The 19627-nt window shown below is 63.7% G+C and carries 16 protein-coding genes; 7 read left to right on the top strand and 9 right to left on the bottom strand.

Going from position 1 to position 19627, the window contains the following annotated elements:
- Nucleotides 1-282 precede the first annotated feature (282 nt).
- The 7 genes from rpsO to JL811_RS06865 all read left to right on the top strand — a co-directional run bounded on the left by rpsO (nt 283) and on the right by JL811_RS06865 (nt 9514).
- Nucleotides 283-552: a 30S ribosomal protein S15 gene (gene rpsO, locus JL811_RS06895; protein ID WP_202687748.1), complete on the top strand. Its 270-nt coding sequence runs from the start codon at nt 283-285 to the stop codon at nt 550-552.
- 263 nt (nt 553-815) lie between these two features.
- Nucleotides 816-2957 (top strand): polyribonucleotide nucleotidyltransferase, encoded by a 2142-nt coding sequence (gene pnp / locus JL811_RS06890; RefSeq protein WP_202687747.1) that lies wholly within the window; start codon nt 816-818, stop codon nt 2955-2957.
- 142 nt (nt 2958-3099) lie between these two features.
- Entirely contained in the window at nt 3100-3780 is a 681-nt protein-coding gene (locus JL811_RS06885; RefSeq protein WP_202687746.1) for a response regulator transcription factor, read from the top strand.
- The gene (locus tag JL811_RS06880) at nt 3767-6262 is read left to right on the top strand and encodes a sensor histidine kinase (protein WP_202687745.1); all 2496 of its coding nucleotides are present in this window, start codon (nt 3767-3769) and stop codon (nt 6260-6262) included. Before JL811_RS06885 ends, JL811_RS06880 begins: the two co-directional genes overlap by 14 nt.
- Nucleotides 6263-6493: 231 nt before the next feature.
- Nucleotides 6494-7447, top strand: coding sequence for a Bug family tripartite tricarboxylate transporter substrate binding protein (locus JL811_RS06875; RefSeq protein ID WP_202687744.1), 954 nt, complete (start codon nt 6494-6496; stop codon nt 7445-7447).
- Nucleotides 7447-7998, top strand: coding sequence for a tripartite tricarboxylate transporter TctB family protein (locus JL811_RS06870; protein ID WP_202687743.1), 552 nt, complete (start codon nt 7447-7449; stop codon nt 7996-7998). Before JL811_RS06875 ends, JL811_RS06870 begins: the two co-directional genes overlap by 1 nt.
- Nucleotides 7999-8002: 4 nt before the next feature.
- The gene (locus JL811_RS06865; protein ID WP_202687742.1) at nt 8003-9514 is read left to right on the top strand and encodes a tripartite tricarboxylate transporter permease; all 1512 of its coding nucleotides are present in this window, start codon (nt 8003-8005) and stop codon (nt 9512-9514) included.
- 53 nt (nt 9515-9567) lie between these two features.
- Here the strand turns inward: JL811_RS06865 and JL811_RS06860 are convergent, their stop codons facing one another.
- The 9 genes from JL811_RS06860 to JL811_RS06820 all read right to left on the bottom strand — a co-directional run bounded on the left by JL811_RS06860 (nt 9568) and on the right by JL811_RS06820 (nt 19490).
- Nucleotides 9568-10911: a TrkH family potassium uptake protein gene (locus JL811_RS06860; protein ID WP_202687741.1), complete on the bottom strand. Its 1344-nt coding sequence runs from the start codon at nt 10909-10911 to the stop codon at nt 9568-9570.
- A gap of 14 nt (nt 10912-10925) precedes the next feature.
- The gene (locus tag JL811_RS06855; protein WP_202687740.1) at nt 10926-11588 is read right to left on the bottom strand and encodes a potassium channel family protein; all 663 of its coding nucleotides are present in this window, start codon (nt 11586-11588) and stop codon (nt 10926-10928) included.
- Between the two features lie 106 nt (nt 11589-11694).
- Nucleotides 11695-12336, bottom strand: a complete 642-nt coding sequence (locus tag JL811_RS06850; RefSeq protein WP_202687739.1) for an NrsF family protein — start codon at nt 12334-12336, stop codon at nt 11695-11697.
- A complete protein-coding gene (locus JL811_RS06845) occupies nt 12333-12875 on the bottom strand; it encodes a sigma factor (RefSeq protein ID WP_237684835.1) in 543 nt (180 codons plus the stop codon). Before JL811_RS06845 ends, JL811_RS06850 begins: the two co-directional genes overlap by 4 nt.
- Before the next feature lie 98 nt (nt 12876-12973).
- A complete protein-coding gene (locus JL811_RS06840; RefSeq protein ID WP_202687738.1) occupies nt 12974-13411 on the bottom strand; it encodes a DoxX family protein in 438 nt (145 codons plus the stop codon).
- Nucleotides 13412-13414: 3 nt separating this feature from the next.
- Nucleotides 13415-14167: an HvfC/BufC N-terminal domain-containing protein gene (locus JL811_RS06835; RefSeq protein WP_202687737.1), complete on the bottom strand. Its 753-nt coding sequence runs from the start codon at nt 14165-14167 to the stop codon at nt 13415-13417.
- Nucleotides 14151-15002, bottom strand: coding sequence for an MNIO family bufferin maturase (gene bufB, locus JL811_RS06830; protein ID WP_202687736.1), 852 nt, complete (start codon nt 15000-15002; stop codon nt 14151-14153). The genes JL811_RS06835 and bufB overlap by 17 nt, the downstream gene beginning before the upstream one ends.
- Nucleotides 15003-15062: 60 nt before the next feature.
- Nucleotides 15063-15371: a BufA1 family periplasmic bufferin-type metallophore gene (locus JL811_RS06825; protein ID WP_202687735.1), complete on the bottom strand. Its 309-nt coding sequence runs from the start codon at nt 15369-15371 to the stop codon at nt 15063-15065.
- 183 nt (nt 15372-15554) lie between these two features.
- Entirely contained in the window at nt 15555-19490 is a 3936-nt protein-coding gene (locus JL811_RS06820) for a PAS domain S-box protein (RefSeq protein ID WP_202687734.1), read from the bottom strand.
- Nucleotides 19491-19627: the final 137 nt, after the last annotated feature.

Genomic DNA, 19627 nt, shown 5'->3' with positions numbered 1-19627 from the left:
CGTTGGTCGCGCCGTTCCAGCCCCCTCGCAACAATCGCGCCCGGGCATGGCACAAAACGGACAGCATCCACAGCGCAACCCGGCAGGATTGCGGCGTTTTCTGACAAGTTGGTTAAAATGCACTAATGCACCCAGCCACCCTTGCCGCGCGGCGCCGAAATCGGTGCTTCCCTTTCCAGCGATTCTGACCTAAGTGCTCCCATCCGCCGCTGATGTGGCGGGCAAGGGCCCTGCTGGACGACATCCCGGCTTGTGCCGTCACCCGAACCGAAGGAGATCCCGATGTCGATCACTGCTGAAGAAAAAGCCCGCCTGATCAAGGAATACGCGACCAAGGAGGGCGATACTGGCTCTCCGGAAGTGCAGGTTGCGATCCTCAGCTCGCGTATCGCGACGCTGACCGAGCATTTCAAGGGCCACAAGAAAGACAACCATTCCCGTCGTGGTCTGCTGATGATGGTCGCGCAGCGCCGCAAGCTCTTGGACTACGTCAAGGGCAAGGACGAGTCGCGCTACCAGTCGCTGATCCAGCGCCTTGGCCTGCGCCGCTGATCCCGGCCCATTCCGCAAGACCGGACGCCCGCCCCGAAAGGTGCGGGCGTTTCGCATTTCAAGGCCCGCATGGCGGGTCCGGCACCTGCCCGCCCCGAAACTCCCCGCTTTCCAATCGGGCCATTTTCCTGTATGCGCCCGCAATCTGCGACGTGAGGCCATGCCCCCGGCCACATGCGAAGGATTGGGGGGCGGCGGCAATGGGGCCGCCATGCAAAAGGGACAGACGGCAGGGGCCGGGCTTGTTCCAGATAGGATGACAGATGTTCAATGTGACGACGAAATCAATCCAGTGGGGCGGACAGACGCTGACACTGGAAACGGGCAAGGTTGCCCGTCAGGCAGATGCCTCGGTGATTGCGACGCTGGGCGAAACCTCGGTGATGGCCAATGTGACCTTCGCCAAGGCCGCCAAGCCCGGGCAGGATTTCTTTCCGCTGACCGTGCATTATCAGGAACGCTATTACGCGGCCGGCAAGGTTCCCGGCGGCTATTTCAAGCGCGAAGCGCGTCCTTCCGAAAAGGAAACGCTGACCTCGCGGCTGATCGACCGTCCGATCCGCCCGCTGTTCGTCGATGGCTTCCGCAACGAGGTGCTGGTGATCTGCACCGTGCTGAGCCACGACCTTGAGAATGAACCCGATATTCTGGCGATGATCGCGGCCTCGGCGGCGCTTACCCTGTCGGGCGCGCCTTTCATGGGGCCGATCGCGGGCTGCCGCGTGGGCTTTGTCGATGGCGAATACGTTCTGAACCCCGACTGCGACGACATGGTGAAACTGCGCGAAAACCCCGATCAGCGGCTTGATCTGGTGGTCGCGGGCACCAAGGACGCCGTGATGATGGTGGAATCGGAAGCCTATGAGCTGTCCGAGGCCGAAATGCTGGGCGCGGTGAAATTCGCGCATGACAGCATCCAGCCGGTGATCGACCTGATCGTTGATCTGGCCGAAGATGCTGCGAAAGAGCCCTTCGACTTCACGCCCCCGGATTACTCCGCGCTGTATGGCCGGGTGAAGACTGCGGGCGAAACGCAGATGCGCGCCGCTTTCGCGATCAAGGACAAGCAGGAACGCACCAACGCGATTTCCGCTGCCGTTGACGCGATCAAATCCGCCCTGTCGGAAGACGATCTGGCCGATGCGAACCTTGGTTCCGCGATCAAGAAACTGGAAGCGGGCGTTCTGCGCGGCGACATCATCAACGGTGCGCCCCGGATCGACGGCCGCGACAGCCGCACGATCCGTCCGATCACCTGCGAAACCGGCATCCTGCCGCGCACGCATGGTTCGGCGCTGTTCACGCGCGGGGAAACGCAGGGTCTGGTCGTCACCACGCTGGGCACCGGCGAGGATGAACAATATGTCGACGCCCTGACCGGCAACACCAAGTCGAACTTCCTGCTGCATTACAATTTCCCCCCCTATTCGGTGGGTGAGGTTGGCCGCTTCGGCCCGCCCGGACGTCGTGAGATCGGCCATGGCAAACTGGCATGGCGCGCGCTGCAGGCCGTTCTGCCCGCCGCGACCGATTTCCCCTATACCGTCCGCGTCGTGTCCGAAATCACGGAATCGAATGGCTCCTCCTCGATGGCGTCAGTCTGCGGCGGTTCGCTGTCGATGATGGATGCAGGTGTTCCGCTGAAAGCCCCCGTGGCCGGTGTCGCGATGGGTCTGATCCTTGAGGATGACGGCCGCTTCGCGATCCTGTCCGATATCCTTGGCGACGAGGATCACCTCGGCGACATGGATTTCAAGGTGGCAGGCACCGAGAACGGCATCACCAGCCTTCAGATGGACATCAAGGTTGCCGGCATCACGCCCGCGATCATGGAGCAGGCGCTGGCGCAGGCCCGCGAAGGCCGGATGCACATTCTGGGCGAGATGGCCAAGTCGCTGACCTCGGCACAGGCCTTCAGCGCCTATGCGCCGAAGATCGAAACCATGACCGTGCCCACCGACAAGATCCGTGAAGTGATCGGTTCGGGCGGCAAGGTGATCCGTGAGATCGTCGAGGTTTCGGGCGCCAAGGTCGATATCAATGATGACGGTGTCATCAAGATCGCGTCCAACAATGCCGAGGCCATCAAGAAGGCCTATGACATGATCTGGTCGATCGTGGCCGAGCCGGAAGAAGGCAAGGTCTATACCGGCCGCGTCGTCAAACTGGTCGATTTCGGCGCTTTCGTGAACTTCTTCGGCAAGCGTGACGGTCTGGTGCATGTGTCCCAGATCGCCAACAAGCGCCTTCAGCACCCCAATGAGGCGCTGAAGGAAGGTCAGGAAGTGAAGGTCAAGCTGCTGGGCTTTGACGATCGCGGCAAGGTCCGGCTGGGCATGAAGATGGTCGATCAGGACACCGGTGAGGAAATCACCGAGAAGAAGGAAGAATCGGCCGAAGGCTGATCCCTCTTCCGTTCCCGACATGGCGGCCCCGGGCTTTCCCGGGGCCGCTTTTTCATGAACCCCTGCGGGCCGCACCGTCCCCTGTCGGATCCAAGCGACAATCCGGCTTTACTTGGCGGCGGGGCTGGTCTCAAATTCCGGCATGAACATTCTTCTTGTGGAAGACAATTTGGACATCGGCGAAGCGGTGGAGAAACGCCTGCAGGCCGCCGGTCACCTTGTGGTCTGGAACAGTGACGGCTGCGATGTCGACCGCGCGCTTGAGGATGGCACTGTTGATGCGGTGATCCTTGATCTGACCCTGCCCAAGGCCGATGGCATCACGATCCTGCGCCAGATCCGGCAGTATCGGCAGGATCTGCCGGTTCTGGTCATCACCGCCAAGGCCGAGATCGATGACAAGGTCAGCCTGCTGGATCTGGGCGCCGACGATTATCTGGTGAAACCCTTTGACATGCGTGAGATGGAGGCCCGGCTGCGCGCGCTGGTCCGCAGGCCCGCGGGGCATTTCACCTCGGCGCTGCATCTGGGCGGTCTGGAACTGGACGCGGCGGGGCGCATCGTGTCGCAGGCGGGCCGCCTGCTGGATCTGGGGCGACGGGAATTCGGCCTGCTGGAGGCGCTGATGTCACAGGCGGGCCGGGTGGTCACGCGCGAACGGCTGATGTCGCGCCTGTCGGATCTAGAAGATGGAGGGTCGGACAATGCGCTGGAACTGCTGGTGTCGCGCCTGCGCCGCAAGATCGCGGGCAGCGGGGTCGAGGTGGTGACGGTGCGCGGTGTCGGCTATCTGCTGCGAGAAACGCCGAATGAAGCGGGCTGATGCGCCATCGCTGCGGCGGCGCATCCTGACACTTGCGGCGGTCATGCTGCTGGTCGCGGCGGCGCTGCTGGTCACATTCATCCGCGACTATGCCAACCGCGCCGCAGATCAGGCCATGGACCGCCTTTTGTCGGCGGCGGCGCTGTCGATTGCGGGATCGGTACTGGTCGAGGATGGTGCGGTTCTGGTCGAACTGCCCTTTGCCGCCTTCGCCATGGTTTCGGGCAATGAGCGGGTCTTTTATTCGGTGCGCGGCCCGGCCGGGGAGCATGTGACCGGGTATCCCGATCTTGCCCCCGATGCGCCACTGGCAACCGATGTGGGGCCGGACTTCCGCGACAGCCACCATAATGGCGACCCGGTTCGGCTGGTGCAGCTGGGTCGGCTGATCTCGACTTCGGAAGGCACCGGCTGGGTCACGATCATGGTGGCCGAGACGCGCGGTGCACGCGTTGCACTTGCCGCTGAAATCGTCGGCGCGGCGCTGGTTCCGGTCGCGGTGCTGACGGTGCTGGCGCTTATTCTGGTCTGGATGGTCGTGGGCCGCGCCTTCGCGCCGCTGGCGGTGCTGGACCGCGCCCTGCGGCAGCGCCGCCCGGATGATCTGTCGCAGGTCGATGTGCCGGTCCCGGTCGAGGTTCAGCGCCTTGTCGGCGGACTCAATCATTTCATGGCGCGGCTGGAACAATCGATGGCGCGGATGGGCGGGCTGGTGGCCGAGGCCGCGCATCAGGTGCGCAACCCACTGGCCTCCTTGCGGGCGCAGTCGGAACTGGCGATGGTTGAGACCGACAGCGCGCAATTGCAGGCCCGCGTCGCACGCATCCACGATTCGGCGGTCGAAGCCAGCCATCTGGTCACGCAACTTCTGATGGATGCCACGATCTCGCACCGTATGGACCGGAACGAGGCGCAGGCGCTGTCACTGTCGCTGCTGGTGGATGAGGTGGTCGGACGGCTGGATCCCGACCAGCGTCACCGCGTCAGCACGGTATTTGATCCGGGTGCGGCGATTGCCGTAGTGCAGGGTGACCGGGTCGGCCTGCGGGAGATGCTGCGCAATCTTGTCGGCAATGCGCTGGCCTATTCCGATGGCCCGATCGAGATCGAGGCGACATTGGCGCCACAGGACCGGATCCGCCTTGCCGTGCTGGATCACGGCCCGGGCATCTCTGATGCCGACAAGGGCCGGGTGCTGCAGCGTTTCGTGCGCGGCCCGGGTGTCGAAGGCAAGGTCGGCTCGGGTCTGGGGCTGGCGATTGCGCACCGCGTGGTCGAGGGGCATGGCGGGGGGCTGACCCTGCAGGACCGGCCCGGCGGCGGGCTGGCGGTGGTCGTGATGCTGCCCGCCCTGCCCGGCACCGGGCCTGCCGCCCCTGACCATGACCCCGTTCAGGCAGGGTCCAGTGCTGCGCGTCTGCTGGCGCTGGTGGCGGGTTTGTCGGCGCTTCTGTCTGCGGGGCCGGGGGCAAGGGCCGAACCGCTGCTCTTTCCTGCGCCGCAGACTGAAACCCGGCGGCTGGCGATTGCGGGCACCACCGACACCGCGCTTTTCACGCCCTTCATCGCGGCGTTTCAGAACCAGAATCCCGATCTGGCGGTTACCTATCAGGAAACCGACAGCCTTGCGCTTTATCAGGGCTATCTGGCGGGCAGTCTGGACCCTGCGCCGGATCTGCTGATCAGCTCGGCCTCGGACCTGCAGCTGAAGCTGGCCAATGACGGCCATGCTCTGCCCCATTCCTCCCCCTGGCTTGCCGGTCTGCCCGATTGGGCGCAATGGCGGGCCGAGGTGATCGGCTTCACCTATGAACCGGCGGTCATCATCTACAATCCCACCCTGCTGCCGCCCGGCACCCAGCCCCGCACGCATCGCGAACTGGCGGAACTGCTGGAACGCGACCCCGCGCGCTTTGCCGGGCGGGTGGCGACCTATGACATTGCGCGCAGTGGTGTCGGCTATCTTCTGGCCTCGCAGGATCAGCAGATCTCATCGCATTTCTGGCGGCTGGCGGCGGCTTTCGGGCGGGTCGGCGCAAGGCTGAGCGATTCCAGCCCCGAGATCATCGACGATGTGGCCAGCGGCGCACTGGCGCTTGGTTACAATGTTCTGGGCTCTTACGCCTTCGCCCGGCAGGCCGAAGGCGCGCCCATCGGGATCGTTGTGCCCGATGATTATGTGCTGGCCCTGACGCGCAGCCTGCTGATCCCGCGTCAGGCCGCCAATCCCGATCTGGCGGCGGGTTTTGTGGATTTCGCGCTTTCCCCTGCCGGGCAAGGCATCGCGGCCGGACGTTCGGCCCTTGGGGCGGTGATGCCGGACAGTCCGGGCCTCTGGACGATGGACCGGATTGCAACCATGGGTCAGGGCGTTGCACAACCCATTGCCCTGTCTCCGGTTCTGATGGTGGCGCTTGATCCGCAGCGGCGCAGCGGATTTCTGGCCGCATGGCAAAAGATCGTCGATCCGCCGCAGCCTTGACCGGCGCGGAACGCTGACCGCGATAACGGGGCCGTGATGACAGGACGGTGACAGGGAAGGCCGCTAGACTGTCCTGCAGCCGGACATGGGAGGTGCCGGGCCTTTGCCGCGACAGCCTGTCGAGCGTTCCTTCATGGCAGAAATGCCCTGCAGGATCACGGGAAAGCCCTATCCGCCTCCTGTCTCCGGTTGCGACCCTGAAGATCACAACTGATGTCTTGGGAGGACTCAATGAAAAAATTCGGTATCGCCGCCTTTGTCGCGGCGTCCCTGATCGCCCCGATGGCCGGCGCGCAGATTTCAGAACTGCGCATCATGGCACCGGCGGGACCGGGCGGCGGCTGGGACCAGACGGCCCGCACCATTCAGTCGACGCTGCAGGCCGAGGGGCTGGTCGCCAATATCCAGGTTGAAAACGTGGCGGGCGCGGGCGGCACCATCGGGCTGCAGCAATTCGTCAACCGCTCGTCGGGCGATGCCAATGCCACCATCGTCGGCGGCTATGTGATGGTCGGCGCGATCATCGCCAACAATTCCAATGTCACGCTGGCCGATATCACACCGCTGGCACGTCTGACCGGTGAATATGTCGTGGTCGTCGCCGCAGCCGACAGCCCGATCAACACGGCCGAGGATCTGGCGGCAGCCATGCGCGACGATATCGGCGGCGTCACCTGGGCCGGCGGTTCGGCGGGCGGTGTCGACCATATCGCGGCGGGAATGTTTGCCAAGGCGGCGGGCGCCCCCCCGGAAGAGATCAACTATATCCCCTATTCCGGCGGGGGTGAGGCGCTGGCCGCCATTCTGGGTGGGCAGGTCACGGTCGGGGTTTCCGGTTTCAGCGAGTTCTCCAGCCAGATCGAGGCCGGTGCGCTGAAGGTGATCGGGATCACCGCGGCCGAGCGTCAGGACTATCTGGATGCGCCGACCTTTGCCGAACAGGGCTTCGATATCGATCTTCAGAACTGGCGCATGATCGCGGGCGCGCCCGGCATCACCGGGGAACAGCGCGCAGCCCTTCTGGACGTGATCGGCACGATGGCCGCATCCGACAGCTGGAACGCGGAACTGGCGACCAAGGGCTGGGTCAATACCTATCTCGCCGGGGATGAATTCGCCGCCTATCTGCAAGAAGAGATCACCGAAACGGGCGCGATCCTGAAAGAACTCGGGATCACCGAGTGATGTCGGACGGGCCGCAAAACACGTCAGCCGGGGAAGAACCCCGGCTGCATTACGAGGATGAGGCCGGGCAGGGCACTGGTCGCCGCGACCTTGCCGGGCTGGCCATCGCCGTGGCGCTGTTCGTGCTGGCCGCGATCATCGTCAATGACGCCTCGGGCTATGTCATCCGCCGGTCCTATGCACAGTTCGGCCCCGAGATCGTGCCTTATCTGGTGGCCGCGGGCATCACGGTTCTGGGTATTCTGACGGTGGTGATGGCCCTGCAGGGCCGGTTCGAGGCGCGCGAGCGGCTGAACATCGGCGGGATCCTCTGGCTGATCGGCGGGATTCTGGCCGAGATTGCCATGCTTTACGGCGGCACCGGGTTCATTCCCGGATCGGCGGTGCTGTTCGCCTGTGCCGCACGGGCCTTCGGGCAGACCACCTTGCCGCTGAACCTGTTGGTCGGCGCGGTGCTTTCGACGCTTCTGTTCCTGTTGTTCCGCTACGGGCTTGGCCTTTCGCTGCCCGCCGGACCGCTGGAGCGGACAATCGACCTTCTTCTTCGGTAGGCACATGGATACCTTTATTCTGCTGTTCGACGGTCTTGGGACCGCCCTGCAACCGATGAACCTGATGTTCGCGCTGGTGGGCGTGATGCTGGGAACGGCGGTCGGCGTCATGCCGGGGATCGGCCCGGCGCTGACCGTGGCGCTGTTGCTGCCGGTCAGCCTGTCTTTCGGGGCAACCGGTTCGATGATCATGTTCGCGGGCATCTATTACGGCGGCATGTATGGCGGGGCGATTTCATCCATCCTGCTGAACACACCCGGGGAAACCGCGTCAATCATGACGGCGCTTGAGGGCAACCGCATGGCCAAGCGCGGCCGGGGCGGCAAGGCGCTTGGCGCGGCGGCCTTCGGGTCGTTCTTCGGCGGCATGTTCGCGACCATGGGGCTGGCGGTCATCGCGCCCTTCATGGTCATGGTCGCGCTGTCCTTCGGCACGGCGGAATATTTCGCCCTGATGGTGCTGTCCTTCATGACCGTTTCGGCGGCCTTTGGCGGCTCGATGCTGCGGGGGCTGACGGCCCTGTTCATCGGCCTGACCATCGGCATCGTCGGTACGGACAAGCTGACCGGGCAGGTGCGGCTGGCCTTCGGCATCCCGGAAATGAGCGACAACATCTCGATCGCGATTGTCGCCGTGGGGCTGTTCGCGATTGGCGAGACGCTGTTCCTTGCGTCCCAGCATATCAACCACAAGGAAAAGGCGCAGGCGGTTTCCGGCTCGGTCTGGCTGAACTGGTCAGATCTCAAACGCTGCATCCGCCCCTATATCCGCGGCACCGGGTTTGGCTTTCTGTTCGGGCCGCTGCCGACGGGCGGGGCCGAGATCCCCACCTTTCTGTCCTACACGACCGAAAGACGGCTGGCGACGGGTGAGGCGCGGCGCGAATTCGATGAAGGTCTGGGCGCCATCGAGGGCGTTGCAGGGCCCGAGGCGGCCAACAACGCCTCGGCCGCAGGAACGCTGATCCCGCTGCTGACACTGGGGCTGCCGACCTCGGCCACGGCGGCGATGATGCTGGCCGGGTTTCAGCAATACGGGCTGCAACCGGGGCCGCTGCTGTTTACCAACAATGCCGAACTGGTCTGGGGTCTGGTCGCAAGTCTATTCATCGCCAATATGATGCTGGTCGTGCTGAACGTGCCGTTCATCGGCATCTGGGTGAAGCTGCTGACCATCCCGCGCCCATGGCTTTATGCGGGCATCCTGACCTTCGCGACACTGGGCATTGTCGGCGCACAGGGGTCCCCCTTCGCGCTGGTGCTGCTGCTGGGTTTCGGTCTGATCGGACTGGTCATGCGGCGCTTCGGCTATCCTCTGGCGCCTGCGCTGGTGGGCGCGATCCTTGGACCGCTGGCCGAAGAACAGTTGCGCCGGGGCCTGATGATCAACCGGGGCGACTGGCTGTTCCTTGTCAGTTCAAACATCGCGCTGACGATCTATGCGATTGCAATCCTGTCGGTCTTTGGCCCGCGCCTGTGGTCACTGGCCCGGAAATTACGGCGCAACCCGGCCTGAGCCGTCCAGACCCGCCCCCCTGCGCGATTGGACGCGTCAGGGGGCGGTTGCCCTTATCCCAGATAAATCCTGCCTTCGGGGTAGCGCACACGCGGGGCCACGCGCGTCGCCAGAAAAAAGCCCAGTGTCAGCGGCCCGACTCGTCCCAGAAACATGATGAGGATGATGACCGCGCGGCCGAATTCGGACAATTCACCGGTATAGCCGCGCGACAGGCCGACCGTGCCGAAGGCGCTGGCCACCTCGAAGCTGATATCCAGAAAATGCCCGTCATGCGATGCGGTCAGCAGAAACACCCCGACAAAGACGAGGATCATGCTGATCGCCGTCAGGGCCATGACCTTGAGCACCTGATCCAGCGCGATGCTGCGCCCGAAGGCGTGAAGCTGCTGCTGCCGCCGGAAAAACGCCACTGTCGCGATGATCATCACCACGAAGGTCGTGACCTTGATCCCCCCCGCGGTCGAGGTGGGGCCGCCGCCGATCAGCATCAGGGAAATGAACATCATCGAGGTGCTGTCATGCATCGCGCCGATATCGGTGGTGTTGAACCCGGCGGTGCGGGTCGTCACGCCCTGAAACCAGCTGACCGCAAGGCGCGCGGTGATGCTGTCGAACTGGCCCAGTGTGCCGGGATTGTTCCATTCCAGAAAGGCGAACATCGCGACCGACCACGGGATCAGAAAACCCGTGCCCAGCAGCATGATCTTGGTATGCAGCGACCATGCCCGCCAGCTTTTCTGCGTGAAGATGTCATGCAGCACGACATAGCCGATACCGCCGATGATGAAGAGCGCGGGAATGACGGTATTGACCACGGGATCGGTGGCATAGGGGACCAGACCGTTGGGAAAGGTCGAGAAACCCGCATTGTTGAAGGCCGAAATCGAATGGAAGATCGATTCCCAGATCCCCTGCCAGAAGCCGTAATGCGGAATGAAGGTCAGCGACAGCAGCATGGCCCCGGCCACCTCGCAGCAGACCACGACCTTGAGGATGGTGACGACCAGTCTGGACAACTGGTCGACTGAGCTCTGGTTCAGATCCTCGCGCAGATAGAGCTTGCCGGTGATGCCGACCGGCAGGCCAAGCGCGCCCAGGATCAGGACGGCAAAGGTCATCAGACCCAGCCCGCCCATCTGGATCAGAAAGGCCACGATCATCTGGCCGAACAGCGTCAGATCGGCGCCGGTATCCATGATGACAAGGCCGGTCACCGTCACCGCCGAGGTCGATGTGAAGATCGCATCGGACCATGTGATCGGCACGGTATGGGACAGCGGCAGTTTCAGGGCCATGGCCCCCAGCACGATCAGAACGGCATAGAGCGCCGACAGGATCATGGGTGGCGGCAGGCCGGAGGCGGCCCTAGACATATGCATGAGAAGCGGTTTCATGGCTGTGCTGCGGGTCAGAGCGCGTCGCCGAAGCGGCGCAGTTCGGGCCGTTTGCCCAGCAGAATCAGCTTGTCCTCCGCCTGCAGCACCAGATCGGGCGCGTCGCAGGCGCGGAATTCCGTGCCCCGCATCAACCCGAGAAGCCGCAGGTCATAGGTCTTGCCGATGCCAAGCGAGGCCATGTCGCGCCCGGTCAGCCGTCCGGGGATGACGATATTGACCACGCTGAACCCGTTGCCGAGGCTGACATAATCCTGCACCACCGGATTGTTCAGCATCTGCGCGATATGGCGGCCCATTTCCTGCTCGGGCAGAATCACCCGGTCCGCGCCCAGCTTCGACAGGATGCGGTGATGGGTGCGGTTCGATGCCTTGACCCAGATCGTGCCGATGCCCAGCATCCGCAGGTTCATCGTGGTCAGGATGCTGGCCTGAATGTCGCGCCCGATGGCGATCAGCGCGACATCATACTGGTCGATCCCCGCCTCTTTCAGCGCCATGTCATCCGTTGTGTCCAGAATCATCGCCGAAGACAGCACCGAGGCCATCTGCGCGACGCGCCGTTCATCCAGATCCACACCGATGACTTGATTTCCAAATCGTGCAAGTTCAGACGCAACTGCACTGCCGAACGCCCCGAGGCCGATAACGGCGAACGAGCGTGTTTCCTTAGCCATGACGCATACCTTTTTGAACCGTCAAAACCGTCGGATGCTGCGCCGCGGCATCACCATTGTCAAGAAATCCTTGAAGGGGCAGCACTGCGACAGCCCCCGCCCCGCGTCACCAGCGCAGCACCAGCCGACCCAGAACCGCACCGGTCAGCGCCGCCAGCGCGATGCCAGTTCCATACCAAAGCACGAAGAACAAAGGCGAATCCTCCGTGCAATGCAGCGCATAGCCCGCCGCCACCCCTGCCCCGACGGCAAGGCCCAACAGCCCCCCGGTCAGGCCCGGCCGCGTGGGCGCACCCCGGCGCATCAGCCACAGGCCCGCCATCAGCGGCAGCGCCGACAGCGCGGTGATCGACATCAGGCAGGCCAGCGCGGTCTGTCCCATCATCTCGGCCCCCGCCATGCCCGGCGGCACTGCAAGCAGGCGCTGCAGCACAAGGGCAGCGGCGACCAGCCCGGGCAGTGCCAGCGGCCAGAGACGCAGCGGTGCCGATGGACGGGCCGATGCAAGCGCAAGGCCAAAAGCGGGCGCAGCCAATGCCAGCGCCAGCAGCGACTTGGCCTGCACCGGCAGCGCGGTCACGGCCGAGGCCAGATCGGGCCGGAAGCCAAACAGCCCCATGAACAGCGCCAGTCCCAGCCCGATCAGACCCAGCACCATGCCCAGCAGCGCCCCCGGCGCATAGGGCTGCGGCAGCGGTCGGACCGCGATGTCGCGGATCAGATTTTCTGTGCGGTGTTCGGGGGTCATTTCATCATCCTTTCGGCGATCTGCGACAGACGCCGCATCGCGCGGTGCAGCGCCACCCGCGCCGTGCCGGCCGACAGGCCGACGGCCTCACCCGCATCCTCGGCGGACTTGCCTTCAAGCGCGACCGCACGCACCAGCGCGGCGGACCGCCCGTCGATCATGCCCAGCATGGTTTCGGCATCCCGCGCCGACAGCGGCGCCTCGCCTTCGGGTTGGGGCAAGATGTCCACAAAGGCCTCGATCGGCAGATGCAGCACTGCCCCCCGACGCCGGAAAGCATCAACCACCTTGTAACGCGCCAGCGCATACAACCATGGCCTCACCGGCATGTCCGCGCGCCATGTCAGCCGCTTCAGATGGATGGCCAGCAGAACCTCTTGCAGAATATCCTCATGCTGGTCGGGTGGCAGGGCCATGCCCCGGCGGCGGATCACGGCGCGCAATGTCGGGCTTACCAAGGTCAGGAACCGGGAAAAGGCCGCCGCATCCCCGCCATTGGCGCGGGCCAGCAGCGATTCCCATGTCTCAGTATGCTCCAAATCGTACCCCTGCACCGCAACCCGATACAATCTAACAGGCGCCGTGCGCGCAAGACAGTCGGTGTTTCGCAATGCAGCGGTCACGATCATCCTGCCCTTCAGGCACGCAGCCCACGGTCCAGCCCGGTCACATGGTCCAGCGACCAGCGCCCCGGCCCGCGCGCCGCGACGGCCAGCAGCGACGCGGCCCAAAGACCATGCGTCACCCATGCCCCGGGATAGACGAAAATCTGGATCACAAGCGTCATCGCCAACAGACCCAGCGCCGAAAGCCGCGTGAACAGCCCAAGGACCAGCAGCACCGGCAACAGATGTTCGGCAAGGGTCGCCATCACGGCGGCCAGTTCGGTCGGGATCAGCGGCAGGGCATATTCATGCTCGAACAGGAACCAGGTGGACTCCTTGATCGAGAAGCCCTCGACCTTGGTGCGACCCGAGTTCCAGAACACCACGGCCGGAAACAGCCGCAGCAGAAAGGCGACCGGTGCATTAGGGATCATCCCGATCCGGTGGTGAAGGGCGGTCAGAACCATCATCAGTTATTCCTCGGCATGGGTGATGGCGCCCGCGCGCAGCAGCGCGACAAGCAGCGGTTGGGGATTGTGGTCCGACAGGGCGGCCTGTGCCTGTTCGGCCGCCCCGGCCAGTGTTGCGCCCTCCAGCAGCGCGCCGATCAGCGCAGCCTCCCCGACATCCAGCGCGCGCACCGGCACATCAAAGGTCGTATCACGCAGGATCAGTGCGGTTTCCGGTCCGGCGGGCAAGGCACCCTTTGCCCCGGCCCCGGGCTGATTGCGCTGCCAGATCGACACCGCCGGATGAGCCAGCGACAGCAGCGTGACCGACGGGTGCAGACCCAGCCGCAGGCGCCCCGGATCGGCCATCGCAAAGACCGCCGGATCAACGGGAGCGGCATCGGCGGCATGAAATGCGCGGCCCCGCGCATATTCGATACGCGCGACATCGCCCATATAGGGATAGGCCGCCAAGGGGGGAAAGCGGTCCAGAAACTCCGAAAATCCCGCACCCCATTCAGCCAGCACCGGCGAGACGGGGCGCTCGACACCCGCATAGGCGCGGGCAAGGGCGGCAAAGAAATCTTCCCCCACCAACCGCCGGATCACCGGAAAGCGCAAGGCCAGCGCCTGCGACAGACCCACGGCCTGATTGTTGCGATAGACGGCAAAGCGGCGTTCCACCTCAGCCGGGTCACGCGCGGTCAGGCCCGGTGGCAGATCCCCGCCCCGCAGGCCCGCCTCAAAGCGCGCGATGAAATCAGGATGCGCGGGCATGATGCCGCCTTTCCTGCGCCAGAATGGCCCCCGCCCGCGCCGCCTCGGCCGCCAGAACCGGCCAGTCGGGCAGATCATTGTCCCATTCCACCAGCGTCGGCAGCGGCCCGGCCCTGTCCACAACCTCGGCATAAAGCGTCCAGACCGGATCGGCCACAGCCGCGCCATGGCTGTCGATCAGCAAGGGGCCCGAGGGCAGATCCTCGGCATCATGTCCACCCAGATGGATTTCCCCGACCAGATCCAGCGGCAGCGCCGCCAGCCATGCGCGCGGGTCGCTGCGGTGATTGGTGCAGGACACAAAGACATTGTTCACATCCAGCAGCAGGCCACAGCCCGTGCGCCGTGCGATCCGGGTCAGGAATTCGGTCTCGGGGATCGACGAATTGGCAAATTGCAGATAGGTCGCCGGATTTTCCAGCAGCATCCGCCGCCCCAGCGCCGCCTGCACCTGATCGACATGGTCGCAGATCAGCGCAAGCGTTTCCTCGGTATAGGGCAGCGGCAACAGGTCGTTCAGATACTCCGCCCCATGGCTGGACCATGCCAGATGTTCGGAAAAACTGTCGGGTTCATAACGGTCGCAAAGCTGCCGCAGCCGCGTCAGATGCGCGGCATCCAGCCCTGCCGACCCGCCGATCGACAGGCCGACGCCATGGATCGACAGCGGATGATCGGCCCGGAGCGCCGAAAGCTGGGCATGGGGCAGGCCGCCCGCGCCCATGTAATTCTCGGCATGGACCTCAAAAAACCCGATGCCCGCGGCATCCTTGCGGATGGCGGCAAAATGGTCCGGCTTGAACCCGACGCCCGGCGCGGCTGGCAGCATGGTCATCCCCTTTGCATGAAGGGGGCGCGCGGGTCCGGCCCGCGCGCCCGTCTGGTCAACTGGCGATCAGCTTGCCGGAACGTCGCGCTCAAGCGCTTCAAGCGAGCCCATGCGGGCCATGCCATCGGCAGCCGCTGGAAGTTCCGTCGTCACACAGCTGCCCGCCGGAACCAGCGTCCAGGCATTGCCCTGATAATCGACGGTCGAGGAACCGGCACAGGTCGTGCCCGGCCCTGCGGCGCAGTCATTCTGTCCGGCCAGCGAAACGCCGAAACATTTTTCCATATCCTGTGCCATCACGGGCGTTGCGGCCATTGCGCCAAGGGCGCAGGCCAAAGTGGCACCGAGGGCAAAGCTGGTCTTGGTCGCGGTCATGTGAAACTCCCTGTCATCACGGAAAGGCTGATCTGCCTTTCCCCGATCATTTCGCGACAGGCCCCGTTGGCGTTACACCACTCGCGTCTTCGTGATCCCGCGTTGCAGAATGCCCGGGGCCTGCGCCATTGGCGGCGTCAGGCCCCGCCGCTTCCCGGCGATGACGCAGGGAGGCGTGGGGGATCAGAGATTTTCCGGCGGGGTCGCGAAAACCTTGCGCAGTTTCATCGCAAGCTGTTCGCGGCCATAAGGTTTGCTGATCAGTTCCACCCCGGCATCCAGCCGTCCGTTATGGACGATGGAATTCTCGGTATAGCCCGAGGTGAACAGCACCCTCAGCCCCGGCCGCATCTTGCGCGCCGCCTCGGACAATTCGCGCCCGCCCATGCCGCCCGGCATGACCACATCGGTAAAAAGCAGGTCAATCGACGCCGTCTTTGCCAGAACCTGAAGCGCCTCATGCCCATTCGAGGCCTTGATCGCAGCATAGCCCAGCGATTTCAGCAGCCCCATCACATGGTCACAGACCAGGTCGTCATCCTCGACCACAAGGATGGTCTCGGTTCCGCCGATGAATTTTGGGGACGGCGGGATCGCCACGCTTTCCTTTGCAAAGGTCGCCAGATGCGGGAAATACAGTTTGACCGTCGTGCCGTCCCCCTGTTCGGAATAGATGCGGATATGGCCGTTCGACTGCTTCACGAAGCCGAAAACCATGCTCAGCCCCAGCCCCGAGCCCTTGCCGACTTCCTTGGTTGTGAAGAAAGGTTCATAAACCCGGTCCAGCAGTTCGGCGGGGATCCCCTGCCCGGTATCGGTGACGGCGACCAGAACGTAATCACCGGCCACCAGTTCGGGTTCTGCCGCCGTATATCCCTCATCCAGCGTGGCGTTGATAACCTCGATGGTCAGGTTTCCGCCGTCGGCCATGGCATCGCGGGCATTGATGACGAGATTGAGCAATGCGGATTCGAATTGCCCCGGGTCGATCTCGACCGTGTGGATATCTTCGGCGCAGACGATCTCAAGGTCGATGCTTTCGGGAAGGGTCCGGGCCAGCAGGTCTTCCAGCCGTTCGACGACATGCCCGATATCCACAACCTTCGGTTCCAGTGGCTGCTTGCGCGAAAAGGCCAGCAGGCGGCTGGTCAGTTCCGCGCCTTTTTCGGCCGCCTCCATGGTCATGACGGCCAGTTTGCGAAGCTCGGGAAGTCCATCAAGACGTTCGGCGATAATTTCGGCGCTGCCCAGAATGACGGTCAGCAGATTGTTGAAATCATGCGCCACACCGCCGGTCAGCTGGCCCACGGCCTCCATCTTCTGCGCCTGCCGCAGCCGCTCTTCCAGGTGCAGGCGATCCGAAATATCGGTCAGGCTGCCGATGACGCGGACAACGCGATCCTCATCATCCCGGATTGCAAAGGCACGGTCCTCGACCACGGTCCAGATACCGTCGGCCCGCCTGAAACCATATTGCTCCCGCAGGCTGGACACCGCACCGGACAGAAGGTCGGCAAGGGCCCTGTCAACGCGCTCCATATCATCGGGATGGACATTCGCCTTCCAGATCGTCGGAATCGTGGCCGCAGGATCTGTGTCATGCCCGAAAATCCGCGTCATCCCATCGCTCCACCACAGCCGGTTCTGCGGCACATCCCAGTCCCAGATGGCGGTGCCCGTGGCCGTTGCGATCAGACGGAAGCGTTCGTCGGTCGTCTTCATGGCCTGCTCGGCCAGCTTTCGTTCGGTGATATTGCGTTCGACCGCAATCCAGTGCGTGTAGCGGCCGGTCTTATCGGCAACCGGGGCGATATCCAGTTCGACCCAGACCTCCTTGCCCGATCTGGTGTAATTGATGAGTTCGGCGCGGACCGACCGCCATTTCCGCATGGCCACCGCGATGCGGTCGAGTTCATGGCGCTGCGTCTTGCTGCCCTGCAGGATGCGCGGCGTCTTGCCGATCACCTCGTGCCGGGCATATCCCATATGCCGGGTGAAGGCCTCGTTGACATAGACGATCCTGGGCCCGTCAGGCCCCAGAACATCTTCCGCCTCGGTGATGACCACCATATCGTTCTGGCGTTCGACAGCCGCCTCCAGAAACCGCAGATGGTCATCGCGCTGGCGCTGGCGCGTCACATCCCGGAAATAGATGGCAACCCCTTCCGGCGTCGGATAGGCGCTGACCTCAAACCAGCAGTCAAGTGGTGCGAAGAATTCCTGAAACCGCACCGCCTCATTGGTGGCAACGGCGCGTTGATATTCGGTCTGGAAGCGGCTTCCGACGGCATCGGGGAATTCATCCCAGACATTCCTGCCGATCAGATCCTCCCGTCTGCGCCGCAACAGGAATTCACCCTGGCTGTTGAGGAAGGTACACCGCCAGTCGGTGTCGAGCAGCAGGAATGCATCGCTGATGTTCTCCAGCGTTGCCCGCAAGCGTCGCGCGATCTCATCCGCCGCGACGCGGGCCTCGACCATGTCGGTGATATCCTGAAACGCCCCCTCGATGGCGATCACCTGATCGTCAAGATCATAGACCGGCGCCCCGATTGCGCGGATCCAGACAGACCGCCCCCGTCCGGTGATGATCTGCAGCGTCTCGTCAAAAGGCTGGCCTGTGCGGACGCAGCCTTCAAACGCGATGCCGAAGCGTTCCCGGTCGGCTGTGATGCAATGGCGCACCAGTTCCTCAAATCGCGGTGGCGGGTTTTCCGGCAGCTCGAAAATCTTTGCGGTCTCGGCACTCCAGCTGAGGCTCTGGCGGAGCAGATCCACGCGCCAGCCGCCGACCTTGGCGATATAGCCCGCGACCTTCTGGATGCGCAGAACCTGACGCAGGTGTTCTTCGGCCTGCCGATAGCCGGAAATGTCCTGCACGAAGCCGACAAGCATGTCATGCCCGCCGATCCGGTGCCGGGCGCCCACGGCACGGATATGCACGCTTTCCCCATCGGGCCGGATCAAACGGTGCAGGAATTCGACCTCGGGCGCGTCGCCTTCGATAAAGGCCTCAAACGCGGCGGCCGTCGCCTTGCGGTCATTCGGATGCACGATCTCCATATATTGTTCGAGATCGGATTCTCCCATCTCGACGGGAATTCCGGTCAGGTCGAAAACACGGGCCGACCAGCGCACGGTTCGTTTGTGCAGATCCATCTCCCATGATCCGACATCCAGCAGACGCTCGGCCGCCTTCAGGCGCTTGTCGCGTTCCTGAAGCGCCAGCAAGGCCGTGCGGACCCGCATCAACGGCAGGGTGTTCTCCATCGGGACAGCGTTTTCCGGCCAGTCCGGCAGTTCGGTCACATCCTCGACCCGGTGCAGGATGAAACCAAGCTGCCCCTCCGCATCGAAAACCGGTTTGTTCACGATCAGACAGGACCGCCCGTTCAGGCTTCCATCCGGCAGCGGCAGAGGGAAGTCTGGAATGTTCAGGACATCGGGCACATTCAGATCACGCACACGCTGCAGCGAGGCGCGCAACGAGGACAGGTTGCGCAATTCGGGATGGGCCGGATCCTCGGTCAGCAGATCGAACAGCGGCAGCCCGATCAGATCATCGCGCTGGCGCAGCATGGTGCGCGCATAGTCGTCGGTGACGGCGACGATCCTGTAACCCGGCAGCGACAGCACCGCCGTCATGCCGGGCAGTGCCGCGATCACCTCGGCAAGATGACGACCGGGCAGGGTGGCGTACAGGCGCTGTGGCGCGGCCTGCGTTGTTGCGGGCTTCGAACTGTCCGCCGTGCCGGTCGGCGTGATATCGTGAATGCTGGCAAGGATCGCATCCTGCCCCCCGACGCGCAACCTGCGCCAGTCGGACCGGACGGTATACCTGTCCCCGGTCCGCGAAACCACCGTCCAGAGCCCCCCCTCCCCGGCCAGATGCTGAAAGTCGCGAATGCGGTCACGGATTTGCGCCCGGTCCTGCAATGGGCAGATCTCATCTATCGCCATTGAATGGAACGCATCGGCGCTATGGCCCAGCCAGTCCCGTGCGGCAGAATTGGAGGCGATGATTTCAAGTGTCTCTACTGAGAAAATCCAGACCGGCACGGAAAGCAACTCATATGCATCACAGGCAGAGCTGGGCAATTCCAGTAAGCCGTTCATCATTGTCTCCAGGACATTAAACCATGCAGGCAGGTCGTTCCCGACCGAATGGATACCATGCGATCAGAAGCCCCTGTCAAAAGTCCCGGATCGCGCCTTTCAGGGAAAAGACAGAACCGGATTCAGGGGTTCGGGCAATC

This window comes from Szabonella alba (genome assembly GCF_016765775.1).
GTDB lineage: Bacteria > Pseudomonadota > Alphaproteobacteria > Rhodobacterales > Rhodobacteraceae > Szabonella > Szabonella alba.
This window is presented reverse-complemented; position numbering and strand designations above follow the sequence as displayed.

Bases quoted from the DNA above. Each gene is read 5' to 3' on its own strand.
- JL811_RS06880 (WP_202687745.1), top strand. From the start codon at position 3,767: ATGAAGCGGGCTGATGCGCCATCGCTGCGGCGGCGCATCCTGACACTT.
- JL811_RS06840 (WP_202687738.1), bottom strand. From the start codon at position 13,411: ATGATGGTTCTGACCGCCCTTCACCACCGGATCGGGATGATCCCTAAT.
- JL811_RS06850 (WP_202687739.1), bottom strand. From the start codon at position 12,336: ATGACCCCCGAACACCGCACAGAAAATCTGATCCGCGACATCGCGGTC.
- pnp (WP_202687747.1), top strand. From the start codon at position 816: ATGTTCAATGTGACGACGAAATCAATCCAGTGGGGCGGACAGACGCTG.
- bufB (WP_202687736.1), bottom strand. From the start codon at position 15,002: ATGACCATGCTGCCAGCCGCGCCGGGCGTCGGGTTCAAGCCGGACCAT.
- JL811_RS06820 (WP_202687734.1), bottom strand. From the start codon at position 19,490: ATGATGAACGGCTTACTGGAATTGCCCAGCTCTGCCTGTGATGCATAT.
- JL811_RS06865 (WP_202687742.1), top strand. From the start codon at position 8,003: ATGGATACCTTTATTCTGCTGTTCGACGGTCTTGGGACCGCCCTGCAA.
- rpsO (WP_202687748.1), top strand. From the start codon at position 283: ATGTCGATCACTGCTGAAGAAAAAGCCCGCCTGATCAAGGAATACGCG.
- JL811_RS06885 (WP_202687746.1), top strand. From the start codon at position 3,100: ATGAACATTCTTCTTGTGGAAGACAATTTGGACATCGGCGAAGCGGTG.
- JL811_RS06860 (WP_202687741.1), bottom strand. From the start codon at position 10,911: ATGAAACCGCTTCTCATGCATATGTCTAGGGCCGCCTCCGGCCTGCCG.
- JL811_RS06855 (WP_202687740.1), bottom strand. From the start codon at position 11,588: ATGGCTAAGGAAACACGCTCGTTCGCCGTTATCGGCCTCGGGGCGTTC.
- JL811_RS06825 (WP_202687735.1), bottom strand. From the start codon at position 15,371: ATGACCGCGACCAAGACCAGCTTTGCCCTCGGTGCCACTTTGGCCTGC.
- JL811_RS06835 (WP_202687737.1), bottom strand. From the start codon at position 14,167: ATGCCCGCGCATCCTGATTTCATCGCGCGCTTTGAGGCGGGCCTGCGG.
- JL811_RS06870 (WP_202687743.1), top strand. From the start codon at position 7,447: ATGTCGGACGGGCCGCAAAACACGTCAGCCGGGGAAGAACCCCGGCTG.
- JL811_RS06875 (WP_202687744.1), top strand. From the start codon at position 6,494: ATGAAAAAATTCGGTATCGCCGCCTTTGTCGCGGCGTCCCTGATCGCC.